Below are 11,043 nucleotides of genomic sequence, written 5' to 3'. Positions count from 1 at the left end.
CGCGCCCGCGCGCGGGGGGGGCGGGGGGGGCCGCCCGGGGGCCCCCCCCCCCCCCGCCCCGCCCGCCCCCCCGCCGCAGGCGCCCCACCCCCCGCTCGGCCTCGTCCACGGCCCCGGGACCTGGGCCGTCTCCGTCGCCGCGCCGCTCGGGCGGATCACCGGGGCGCAGGTGCGGGCGCTGCTGCCCGCGCCCGGCGACGAGCTCAGGATGACCCCCTGGCGCGGGGTCGTCGTGCCGGGGTTCGCGGACCGGCCCGCCGCCGAAGCGCGGCTCGCGGCGCTTGAGGCCACCGGGTTCATCACCCGCGCCGACTCGCCCTGGTACGGCGTCGGAGCCTGCACCGGGCTGCCCGGGTGCGGCAAGTCGCTGGCCGACGTACGGGCCGACGCGACGCCGGGACGGGGCGGGCTGCCCGTGTACTGGTCCGGCTGCGAGCGTCGCTGCGGGCACCCGCACGGGGAGTACGTGGACGTGCTCGCCACCGGCGCGGGCACGTACCGGGTGACCGTGCGCGACATCGACGTACCGACAGATGAGGGACTGGCCGGCGCGATCGCGGCGGCCCGTACGACGAAATGAGCGAGAAGACCGTGTTCGACTACGAGAAGGACGGCGCGGAGATCTACCGCCAGTCCTTCGCCACGATCCGCGCCGAGGCCGACCTCGCCGCGCTGCCCGCCGACGTGAGCCAGGTCGCGGTACGGATGATCCATGCCTGCGGGATGGTCGATCTCGTCCGCGATCTCGCCTACTCACCCGCCGTCGTGGCCCGCGCCCGCGCCGCCCTGCGCGCGGGCGCGCCCATCCTGTGCGACGCGCAGATGGTCGCCAGCGGCGTCACCCGCAAGCGGCTGCCCGCCGACAACGATGTGATCTGCACGCTCTCCGACCCGTCCGTGCCCGCGCTGGCCGCCGAGCTCGGTACGACGCGCAGCGCCGCCGCCCTCGAACTCTGGCGCGAGCGGCTCGACGGCGCGGTCGTCGCCGTCGGCAACGCGCCCACCGCCCTCTTCCGGCTCCTGGAGATGATCGAGCAGGGGGCGCCGCGCCCGGCCGCCGTCATCGGCGTACCGGTCGGCTTCATCGGCGCGGCGGAGTCGAAGGACGCGCTGGCGGAGCACACGTCGGGGCTGGAGCACCTGGTGGTACGAGGACGGCGCGGCGGCAGCGCCATGGCGGCCGCGGCGATCAACGCGATAGCGAGTGAGGTCGAATGAGCGGCGGGAGCGTGAACGGCGTGAGCGCGACGGGCAAGCTGTACGGGGTCGGGCTGGGACCCGGCGACCCCTCCCTGATGACGCTGCGCGCGGTCGAGGCCATCGCCGAGGCCGACGTGGTGGCGTACCACAGCGCCCGGCACGGCCGTTCCATCGCCCGCTCCATCGTGGCGAAGCACCTGCGCTCCGACCACATCGAAGAGCGCCTGATGTACCCGATCACGGTCGAGACCACCGATCACCCCGGCGGTTACCGGGGCGCGCTCAACGACTTCTACGAGGAGGCTGCCGAGCGGCTCGCGGCGCACCTCGACGCCGGCCGGACCGTCGCCGTGCTCGCGGAGGGCGACCCGCTCTTCTACGGCTCGTACCAGCACATGCACAAGCGGCTGGCGCACCGCTATCCCACCGAGGTGATCCCCGGCGTCACGTCGGTCAGCGCGGCCGCGGCCCGGCTCGGTGAGCCGCTGTGCGAGGCCGAGGAAGTCCTGACGATCATCCCCGGCACGCTGCCGGAGGAGGAGCTGACGGCCCGGCTCGCCGCCACCGACTCGGCCGTCGTCATGAAGCTGGGCCGGACCTTCCCCGCCGTGCGCCGGGCGCTGGAGCGGGCGGGCCGGCTCGACGACGCGCGGTACGTCGAGCGGGCGACGATGGCCGGCGAGCGCACGGACCGGCTGGCGGACGTGAACCCGGAGTCGGTGCCGTACTTCTCGGTGGCCGTGCTGCCCTCCCGGATCGACGTCACCGCGCCCGAGGCGCGCGAGCGGGGCGAGGTCGTGGTCGTGGGCACGGGCCCGGCGGGGCCGCTGTGGCTGACGCCCGAGACCCGGGGGGCGCTGTCCTCCGCCGACGATCTGGTCGGCTACACGACCTACCTGGACCGGGTCCCCGTACGCCCCGGTCAGCTGCGCCACGGCTCCGACAACAAGGTCGAGTCGGAGCGCGCGGAGTTCGCCCTGGACCTCGCGCGGCGGGGGCGGCGCGTGGCCGTGGTGTCGGGCGGCGACCCGGGGGTCTTCGCGATGGCCACGGCGGTGCTGGAGGTGGCGGCCCAGGAGCCGTACGCGGACGTTCCCGTACGGGTCCTGCCGGGCGTGACGGCGGCGAACGCAGCGGCGGCCCGCGCGGGCGCCCCGCTCGGGCACGACTACGCGACGATCTCGCTCTCCGACCGGCTCAAGCCGTGGGAGGTCATCGCGGAACGCCTGCGGGCGGCGGCCTTGGCCGATCTCGTGCTCGCCCTCTACAACCCCGGTTCGCGCAGCCGCACCTGGCAGGTGGCCAAGGCCCGCGAACTGCTCCTGGAACACCGGGCCCCGGACACGCCGGTCGTCGTCGCCCGCGATGTGGGCGGCGCGGAGGAGAGCGTACGGATCGTGTCGCTCGCCGAACTGGACCCGGCGGTGGTGGACATGAGGACGCTGCTGCTGGTCGGTTCGTCGCAGACGCGGAAGGTCAGGCGCGGGGCGGGCGAGGAGATCGTCTGGACGCCGCGTACGTACCCGGAGGGCTGAGAAGGGCTGAAAAAGGGGGCGGCCGTACGGCCGCCCCCCTTCGGGTGTTGCTCAGCGCCGCGGGTAGACGAGCACGCCGTCCTCGGTGGAGAAGACGGCCGCGTCGGCGCCGATCATGTCGGGCAGCATCGTCCCCTCCGGCAGTTCGGCCGCCTTGCCCGTGGCCAGGGAGAACGAGACCGGTGCCGTACCGGGTGCCTCGCCGTACGCCGTTCCGTCGCTGTCCACCGCCTTCACCTCGATCCGGGCCCGGTCGTCGGTCTCGTCCGTGCAGTGACCGCGCTTCGCCTTCAGGTCGAACACCGCGAGGTCGGCGACCAGGTAGCGGCCGTCGGGCGAGCGGAACGGCGTGACCTCCGTGTTGCTCTGCTTCTTGCAGGTGACCGTGGCCAGCACCTTGCCGGTACTCCCGTCGTGCACCGCCCAGATCTCGTCCGAGGTCATTCCGTCCTTGATCGGCCAGGACGCCACCACGTTCCCGTCCGGCGACGGGTAGGGCTCCACCATGTCCATGCCCTCGCTGGGGGTCGCCCCGGCCGGGGCGACGTCCTCGGCGAACCAGCCGCCCGCCACCCAGAAGGCCCCCTCTCCCTGGACCAGCAGACCGGCCTTCGCCTGCCCGATGATCCACGGGCGGTCGTCGCACGCTCCGAAGAACTGGGGGCACGGCTTCGGGGACTTCAGAGCCGGGCTCTTCTTGTCGTGCGTGGTCACCTTGCCCGAGACGACATCCACTACGGCCATGAGATCCTCACCGCTCAGCACGGCGATGCCGCCGTCCGCCGGGACGCTGACGTCGGCGGCGCCTCCCGGGATCGTGGTCTCCTTGACCGGCGCGGCCTGTTCACCCTTGGAGGCCGCCGTGTCGTACGTGGCGATACGAGTGACCTGGGTTCCCTTGTTGACGGCGTCCTCGCCCTCGGTGCCCGAGGTGACGAGGACGGCGTACTCCTTGCCGTCCTTGTGGGTCACGTACAAGTTGGCCGGCGTCTGGGTGGGCATCGGCTTGCCGCTCCAGCGGCTCTCGCCGGTCTTCGCGTCGCGGGCGACGATGTGCGAGGTCTGCTTGTCGTCGAAGCCCGTGGTCTGCCGGAGCAGGAGCAGACCCGCGTCGGGGGCGAACGTCGGCATCCCCAGGTCGGCCTGGTTGTCCTGGTCGTCCTTCTCCACGGCCGTCCAGCCCTTGGTGTTGTCGAAGGCCTTGGGGATCGGCTTCCGCGGCGCGGCGGACGCGGGCGGCGAGGCGGACGAAGTCCCCTGCGACGACGCCTTGGGATCCGCGCCGTCCGGTGATCCGCCACCGCACGCCGTGAGCGTGAACGAGAGCGAGAGTGAGAGCGCCGCGAGTGCGGTCGCGCGCGTCGTCTTCATGGACTCCCCCGAGGTCGATCTTCCAAAGAACCCCAGGAATATAGAACATGACGCTCCGTCGGGAAGGTCAGTCGGGGATCGCTCCGTCCAGGAGCCGGTCGACGCCCGTCTTGATCTGATCGGAAGTCGTCCCGCGAGCGACCGCCAGATGCCGGAACAGGCTCGGCAGGAACGGGGCGAGCAGCATGTGCGCGAGGACGGCCGCGTCCGCCGCGTCGTCCTCGGGCCGTACCCGACGCAGCAGCATCGTCACATGCAGGTGCATGGCCAGGTACGGGCCGCTGGTGTAGCGCGCGGCCGGTGACGCGGCTTCCGCGGCGAACATCAGGGTCTGCTGCTCGGCGAGGTGATCGGCCAGCGCGTGGAGGAAGGCGCGCAGCCGGTCGACGGGCGGGGCGTCCGGGCCGAGCGGGGCGGGGCCGCTGAGGAAGGCCGCCTGGAACTGGCGCTCGCGCTCGTCGAGCAGCGCGAGCAGCAGCTGCGCCACGTCGCCGAAGCGGCGGTAGACCGTGCCCACGCCGATGCCGGCGGCCTGCGCCACGGCGTTCATGGTGAGCGCCTCGGGCCCGCGCTCGGCGACGAGCCGCGCGGCCGCGTCGAGGATCTTCTCCCGGTTGCGGGCGGCGTCCGCGCGCTCGACAGGGGGTTGGCCGGTGACGGTCAGTTCGGTGCGGCCGGGGCCGTGCTTGTCTCCCACGGCACGAGGTTATCGGACCCTCTTGCGAACCGGATATCTATCCGATTAATGTCGTCCCATCAAAGCGGATAGCAATCCACTTAACTGCTCGGCCAGGACGGGCTGAGGATGGGAAGGGAACACGCCATGAGCTCCAAGGTTGCGGTCATCTACTACTCGTCGACCGGGAACGTGCACCACCTCGCCAAGGCCGTCGCGGAAGGCGCGGAGAAGGCCGGCGCGGAGGTCCGTCTGCGCCGCGTACCGGAGCTGGCGCCGGACGCCGCCATCGACGCCAATCCCGCGTGGCGCGAGCACGTGGAGGCCACGAAGGACGTCGAGATCGCCACGCTCGACGACCTGGCGTGGGCGGACGCGTACGCGCTGGGCTCGCCGACGCGTTTCGGCAACATCGCGGCGCAGCTGAAGCAGTTCCTCGACACGACGGGCGGCCTGTGGCAGCAGGGCACCATGGCCGACAAGCCGGCCACCGGCTTCACCAGCGCCCACAACGCGCACGGCGGCAACGAGTCCACGCTGCTCGCCCTCTACAACACCCTGCACCACTGGGGCTCGATCATCGTCTCCCCCGGCTTCACCAGCCCGGTGGTCTACGGCGCCGGCGGCAACCCCTACGGCACCTCCCACGCGGGCGGCACCGGCGCCCCGACCGACGAGACCCTCGAAGCCGCCCGCTACCAGGGCGAACGCCTGGCCACGATCACGGCCCGACTGCGGGCGGGCGCGGCGGCCTGAGCCCGTACGACCGTGCCGCCCCACAGCCGGCCGGGCCGCGAAGCCGCCGCACCCGGGCGCGCGGGACAACCCACCGGCGCGAAGCTGCCCCGCACGGGGGCCGGGGCAGCCACCACCCGCGGCGCGAAGCTGCCGCAGCCGGGCGCGTCGGCCCCACAGCCGGCCGGGCCGCGCAGCCGCCGCACCCGGGCGTGCGGAACAACCCACCACCCGCGGCGCGAAGCTGCCGCAGCCGGGGGCCGGGCGCGTCGGCCCCCGTCAGGGTCGGGCGGCTCCCGGCCCCGCGGGGGCGCTGCGCCCCACCACCGTCCCCGCCCGGTCGATGCACACCACGTCCACCACCACCGGCGCCCCGCGCAGGACGGACAGTGCCTGGTCACGGGCGCCCGCCGCCACCAGGTCGCCCAGCGGGACGCCGCGCGCCGCGCACAGCTGGAGCGCGGCCAGGCCCGTGTTCGCGGCGGCCACCTCGACCGCCAGGGACTCGTCCGCCCCGCCGGTCCTCGCGAGCTGCGCGAGGAAGCCCTTGTCGACCTGGGAGCGGGCGGAGTGCAGGTCCAGATGGCCCGCCGCCAGCTTCGACAGCTTCGCGAAGCCGCCACAGACGGTCAGCCGGTCGACCGGGTGCCTGCGTACGTACTTGAGCACCGCGCCCGCGAAGTCCCCCATGTCGAGCAGGGCGTCCTCGGGAAGGTCGTACAGGGCCACGACGGTCTTCTCGGACGTCGACCCCGTGCATCCGGCGAGATGCGTACGGCCCGCCGCGCGCGCCACGTCCACGCCCCGCCTGATCGAGTCGATCCACGCCGAGCACGAATACGGCACCACGATCCCCGTCGTGCCGAGGATCGACAGCCCGCCGAGGATCCCGAGGCGCGGGTTCCACGTGGAACGGGCGATCTCCTCGCCGTGGTCCACTGAGACGGTGATCTCCACATCACCCGTCCCGCCGTGCCGGGCGGCGACGCGCGCGATGTGCTCGCGCATCATCTGCCGCGGTACGGGATTGATCGCGGGCTCCCCGACGTCGAGCGGCAGCCCCGGCCGGGTGACCGTACCGACACCGGGACCGGCCCGGAAGACGACGCCAGACCCGGCCGACAGCAGCCGTACCGTCGCCCGCACCAGCGCCCCGTGCGTGACGTCCGGGTCGTCGCCCGCGTCCTTCACGATCCCCGCCATGGCGTACGCGCCGGTCATCTCCTCCGCCGCCAGCGCGAACGCCGGCGTCTGCCCCTTCGGCAGCGTGATCGTCACCGGATCCGGGAAATCGCCGGTGAGCAGCGCGGTGTACGCGGCGGTCGTCGCGGCCGTCGCGCAGGCACCGGTCGTCCAGCCGGGCCGCAGGCCCGTGTGCTTGAGTTGGGCGCTGCGCCCGCCGGTCGTCGCAGCCTCAGTCACGGAAGGACCCCATGCAGCACATTCTCCTCCTCGGGGGTACGACCGAGGCCCGCGCCCTCGCCGAATCCCTGCACGCGCACGGGACCCGGGTGACGACCTCGCTCGCGGGCCGGGTCGCCGCCCCGAGGCTGCCGCCGGGCGAGGTCCGTGTGGGGGGCTTCGGCGGGGTGGAGGGCCTCGCCGGCTGGCTGCGCGAGCACCAGGTGGACGTACTCATCGACGCCACCCATCCTTTCGCCGGCACGATCAGTTTCAACGCGGCACGGGCCGCGGACCTCGCCCATGTTCCCCTGCTGGCCCTGCGCCGCCCAGGGTGGGCCCCCGTCGAGGGCGACGACTGGCACTTCGCCGACTCGCTGCCCGACGCGGCCCGCCTGCTTCCGGCACTCGGCCGCCGGGTGTTCCTGACCACGGGCCGCATGGGCCTGGCGGCCTTCGCACCCGTCGACGGGACCTGGTTCCTGGTCCGCTCCGTGGACCCCCCGGAGCCACCCTTCCCCGTCCGGATGGAGGTCCTCCTGGACCGCGGCCCCTTCACCCTCGACGGCGAACGGGACCTCCTGCACCGCCACCGCATCGACGTCCTGGTGACGAAGGACAGCGGCGGCGCGGCCACCGCCCCCAAGCTCACCGCCGCCCGCGAGGCGAGCATCCCGGTCCTGGTGGTCCGCCGCCCACCGGTCCCGGAAGGCGTACCGGTGGCGGCGACGCCGGGGGAGGCACTGGCGTGGGTGACCGCGCGGGGGTGAGGCGCGCGGTCAGGGCTTGCGGCCTCTCCGGTCCCCAGCGTGCCGCGCAGCTTCCTCTCACGTCAGCGGATTGCCCACGAGTTGCCCGGGTCGTCGAGCCATGCCCGTTGCGCGTCCGGGGTGACGGTGAGCCCAAACCTGTCGTGTGCAGGACGGCCGTTCTCCAGCCACCAACGGAACGCGGCCTCGACTTCGTCCCACAGGCGGCGCGGGCCTCCCTGCCAGACGGCCGTTTCGGCGCCGTCGCGGAACATCACACACGCCCACGACTTGTCGCTCGGGCCGTAGAACCAGACCGGACGCGCGCCATTGCGCTTGTCCGCCACGGATTTCACGATGTCCCGCACCCGCAGCCCCACCGCGAAGTGGACCGGGCCGAACTTGGCGGTGGTGAAGGCGTCCTCCGTCACCTCGGTCGTGGTGCGGTCGCCCTCGTCCACACTGCCGAGATAGTGCCCGTGCACGATCGCCGGGCCACGCTGAGAACGTGCCTTCATGAATTCCGCGGGTCTGGTGAAATGGCCGCCGGCCGTCCCCCGCTCAACGACCAAGCGAGCGACGGCGTCCGCATGGCTGTAGTGCGTGCCCCAGGGGGCGACGATCACCCCACCCTCGGCCATCTCGCTGACCACGTTCCCGAAGTTCCGGATGCCACAAGTGATCAAGGTCCTGTCGAAGGGCCCACCGGGAAGAGCAGCCCTCAGGCCGTCGCCCTCGACAACGTTCGGACAGAGCCCGACAGCAGACAGCCGCTCGCGCGCCCGGCGGGAGACCGCGGGGTCGATGTCGACGGTGGTCACGTTGCCGTGTCCGACCCGGTGCGTCAGAAGGCCGGCCGTCTCACCGGTCCCGGTCCCGATGTCGAGCGCGCTCATGCCTTGCTGGACGTCGAGCTCGGCGAGCAGCCCGTACACCAGCGAGGGCATTGAGCTGGAACTGGTGGATACGGTGCCCGGCTCACGGCCATGGTGCTTGCCGTCGTCCCACTGGGTCACGATCGGAATGTCCTGGTCGGCATATCCGTACCAGGCTTCCGGATCGTCGTTCCGGCTGACGGCCACGGACTTGCCGGTCTCCATGTCGTGGGGCCACATCAGAGCGGGCAGGAACAGAGCTCGGTCGACGGCCGCGAAGGCCGGAGCCCAGTCCGACGACATCGCGCGCGACTCAAGGAGGAAGCGCCCCAGCTCAGTACGGCCAGGGCGCTCCACCTGCCCAGGAGAGCCGATCACTTGCGGTGCGTCCCGTCGCCGGGCGGCGTGGAGCCGTCGGGGCTCGGCGGCTCCTGCGGAGGCGTCCAAGGAGTGCCAGGGTGCCCATCGCCGCCCTGATCTCCGCCTCCGCCGTCGGCTGCGGTAGCGATCTGCAGGTTGCTCACTGCGTGCTCCTCCGTGTCGTTTCTGATGGTGCCGCGCTTCCGCCCGACCCGACTGTGCCGATCGGGCGGGAGCTATGGGGATCTATGCTCAGAGGCAGGCTCGATCCGCTCGGGATGGGCCATCGCCTCGTGCAGTGCCACCCGCTCGAGCAGGTCCGCGCGATCGCCGCCGCCGGCGTACTCGCGCCGCAGCTCCTCGCACTCGGGGCACCCGCGCTTCACGGGGTCACCGAGAGATTGTCCGCAGCCGTCGACCACTCGATGCCCGAAGCGGCCTTGATGTAGGCGACGCGTACGTAACGCTCGTGGCCGCTCTTGTCCCTGACCTTCTCCTGCACTATGGCCGTCAGCTCACCCTTTCGCCTTGAGGCGATATCGCGCACGGTGCATCCGATCCGCGGGTCTTTTTCGTGGCCGAACGAGTCGACGGTCGTCATGAGGACTTCTCCTCGGAATGGGGGTGGCGGGGCGGCCGGGCCCGGGGTTCTGACCTCTGGCCCCGGATGGCTGGTACTCATTCAACGGGGGTACACCGATCGAGAGAACGGTCCATGCTGGTAAGTCCGTTGAATGCGTTGAACGCCAGGGAGGAGCTGGAATGGGGCGCACGCCGAACACCGCCCTCGCCGCCTTGATGGCCGAGGCCGACTGGGGAAACGGGCAGCTCGCGCGGGCGGTGAACCGCGCCGGGGCCGAGGCGGGCCTGGCATTGAACTACAGCGCCAGCACCGTCACGTACTGGCTCAAGGGCACGCTTCCGAAGGAAGCCGCTCGGCCGGTCATCGCCGAAGCGCTCGCCCGCCGGATCAGGCGCCCGGTCACGTGCGCCGAAGCCGGATTCCCCGGCGAGAGCGCGGACACGGTCACCGATCTGGCCGACCTTGTCAGGGGCGATATGGACCCCTCACGACGCGGCGTGCTCGCTACCGGTCTGTACTCGGCAGCGCTCATGGTGCCGCAGTTCTCCGATGTCGGTGAGCGGCTCAACGCCTCCGAAAAGGAGGCCAAGGCCGGACGTACGGTCCGGATCGGCCCGGGGGAGGTCGCGACGGTCCAGAAGATGACCGATCACATCGCGAACATCCTGGATGATCTCGGCGGCGGCCACGCCCGCCCGATGGCCGCCGCGTTCCTCGCGAACACGGTCCTGTCGTGGCTGGGCGCCGACGCGACGTCGAAGGTTCGTGACGACTTGCTCGCCGCCGCCGCCGACTTCGTCTATCTCACGGGCTGGATGGCTATGTACGAGCGGGCGCACAGTCTCGGGCAGAAGTACTTCGTGCAGGCCCTCGATCTGGCCAAGGACGCGCAGGACCACGTCACGTACTGCCGCACGCTGCGGGGGATGGCCCTACAGGCGTCGAACCTCGGCCATGGGCAGCGTGCTCTCGAGTACGCGGATTCGGCGGCCGAGGCCGCGCCGGCGGCGGGACCGCGCCTGACCGCGTTCCTCCGGGGCCAGCAGGCCCACGGCGCCGCGATGGTCAAGGACCGGCGGCAGGCCTTCGCCCGGCTGCGGGAGACCGAAGCGGCCCTGTCCAAGGCGGACGGCCGCAACGACGCGGTGGGGGGCTACGACCAGGCCGCTTACCACTTCCACGTCTCCCACATCCTGTATGCGCTGGGCGACCTCCCCGGATCGATCAAAGCCATGCAGAGGTCCAACCGGGAGCGGCCCGGGAACGAGCGTCAGGGCCGCGTCCACGCGAACGGCGTTCTCGCCTCACGGCAATGGGAGTCCGGGCACGTCGAGGCCGCATGCGCGACGTGGGACCGGTTCCTCGACGACTACACGGCGCTGTCCACCTCGCGGGGTGACGAGCACTTCGCCACTCTGCGCAAGAACGTCCAGGCGCAGCCGAACAGCCGGGCTGTGCGGCAGCTCGGTGAGCGGGTACGGGTGGTGGCACGGCAGAAGGCCGCAGCGGCGTAATCGCGCACGCTTCGGGCTGCCGTGCCCGGGGCCCGTAGCGGGCG

At 72.3% G+C, this 11,043-nt stretch carries 10 protein-coding genes and 1 pseudogene; 6 read left to right on the top strand and 5 right to left on the bottom strand.

Features of this window, described 5'->3' with window-relative positions:
- The 3 genes and pseudogenes from ABT342_RS32600 to ABT342_RS32590 form a co-directional block, all read left to right on the top strand.
- Window positions 1–580, top strand: a pseudogene (locus ABT342_RS32600) (hypothetical protein); the annotation flags it as partial.
- Entirely contained in the window at window positions 577–1,218 is a 642-nt protein-coding gene (locus tag ABT342_RS32595; protein ID WP_351581807.1) for a precorrin-8X methylmutase, read from the top strand. The pseudogene ABT342_RS32600 and the gene ABT342_RS32595, both read left to right, overlap by 4 nt.
- Before the next feature lie 11 nt (window positions 1,219–1,229).
- Window positions 1,230–2,735, top strand: a complete 1,506-nt coding sequence (locus ABT342_RS32590; RefSeq protein WP_502965653.1) for a precorrin-2 C(20)-methyltransferase — start codon at window positions 1,230–1,232, stop codon at window positions 2,733–2,735.
- 51 nt (window positions 2,736–2,786) lie between these two features.
- Here the strand turns inward: ABT342_RS32590 and ABT342_RS32585 are convergent, their stop codons facing one another.
- On the bottom strand, window positions 2,787–4,106 hold the full coding sequence (locus ABT342_RS32585; RefSeq protein WP_351581803.1) for a hypothetical protein: 1,320 nt from the start codon (window positions 4,104–4,106) through the stop codon (window positions 2,787–2,789).
- A gap of 67 nt (window positions 4,107–4,173) precedes the next feature.
- Window positions 4,174–4,803 carry a TetR/AcrR family transcriptional regulator gene (locus tag ABT342_RS32580; protein ID WP_351581801.1) on the bottom strand — a complete coding sequence of 210 codons (630 nt, stop codon included), beginning with the start codon at window positions 4,801–4,803 and terminating at the stop codon, window positions 4,174–4,176.
- Window positions 4,804–4,929: 126 nt separating this feature from the next.
- Between ABT342_RS32580 and wrbA the strand changes: the two genes are divergently transcribed.
- Window positions 4,930–5,538 (top strand): NAD(P)H:quinone oxidoreductase, encoded by a 609-nt coding sequence (gene wrbA / locus ABT342_RS32575; RefSeq protein WP_351581799.1) that lies wholly within the window; start codon window positions 4,930–4,932, stop codon window positions 5,536–5,538.
- Window positions 5,539–5,796: 258 nt separating this feature from the next.
- Here the strand turns inward: wrbA and ABT342_RS32570 are convergent, their stop codons facing one another.
- A complete protein-coding gene (locus ABT342_RS32570) occupies window positions 5,797–6,939 on the bottom strand; it encodes a cobalt-precorrin-5B (C(1))-methyltransferase (RefSeq protein ID WP_351581797.1) in 1,143 nt (380 codons plus the stop codon).
- 11 nt (window positions 6,940–6,950) lie between these two features.
- On the opposite strand from ABT342_RS32570, the gene ABT342_RS32565 reads away from it, so the two are divergent.
- Complete coding sequence (locus ABT342_RS32565; RefSeq protein ID WP_351581795.1) at window positions 6,951–7,688, top strand: cobalt-precorrin-6A reductase; 738 nt, start codon at window positions 6,951–6,953, stop codon at window positions 7,686–7,688.
- A gap of 62 nt (window positions 7,689–7,750) precedes the next feature.
- On the opposite strand, the gene ABT342_RS32560 is transcribed toward ABT342_RS32565, so the two are convergent.
- Window positions 7,751–8,899 carry a methyltransferase domain-containing protein gene (locus ABT342_RS32560; RefSeq protein ID WP_351581793.1) on the bottom strand — a complete coding sequence of 383 codons (1,149 nt, stop codon included), beginning with the start codon at window positions 8,897–8,899 and terminating at the stop codon, window positions 7,751–7,753.
- 385 nt (window positions 8,900–9,284) lie between these two features.
- Window positions 9,285–9,503 (bottom strand): hypothetical protein, encoded by a 219-nt coding sequence (locus tag ABT342_RS32555; protein ID WP_351581792.1) that lies wholly within the window; start codon window positions 9,501–9,503, stop codon window positions 9,285–9,287.
- A 161-nt stretch (window positions 9,504–9,664) separates the two neighbouring features.
- Between ABT342_RS32555 and ABT342_RS32550 the strand changes: the two genes are divergently transcribed.
- Window positions 9,665–10,999 (top strand): NsdA family TPR-like regulatory protein, encoded by a 1,335-nt coding sequence (locus ABT342_RS32550; RefSeq protein WP_351581791.1) that lies wholly within the window; start codon window positions 9,665–9,667, stop codon window positions 10,997–10,999.
- Window positions 11,000–11,043 lie beyond the last annotated feature (44 nt).

Source organism: Streptomyces sp. NPDC000410, from assembly GCF_040300305.1.
In the GTDB taxonomy this organism is placed as follows: domain Bacteria; phylum Actinomycetota; class Actinomycetes; order Streptomycetales; family Streptomycetaceae; genus Streptomyces.
Note: the sequence above shows the minus strand (reverse complement) of the source record. Positions and strands in the feature narration are given on the sequence as shown.

Coding starts and splice junctions, on each gene's coding strand:
- ABT342_RS32595 (WP_351581807.1), top strand. CDS start 577: ATGAGCGAGAAGACCGTGTTCGACTACGAGAAGGACGGCGCGGAGATC.
- ABT342_RS32585 (WP_351581803.1), bottom strand. CDS start 4,106: ATGAAGACGACGCGCGCGACCGCACTCGCGGCGCTCTCACTCTCGCTC.
- wrbA (WP_351581799.1), top strand. CDS start 4,930: ATGAGCTCCAAGGTTGCGGTCATCTACTACTCGTCGACCGGGAACGTG.
- ABT342_RS32565 (WP_351581795.1), top strand. CDS start 6,951: ATGCAGCACATTCTCCTCCTCGGGGGTACGACCGAGGCCCGCGCCCTC.
- ABT342_RS32555 (WP_351581792.1), bottom strand. CDS start 9,503: ATGACGACCGTCGACTCGTTCGGCCACGAAAAAGACCCGCGGATCGGA.
- ABT342_RS32550 (WP_351581791.1), top strand. CDS start 9,665: ATGGGGCGCACGCCGAACACCGCCCTCGCCGCCTTGATGGCCGAGGCC.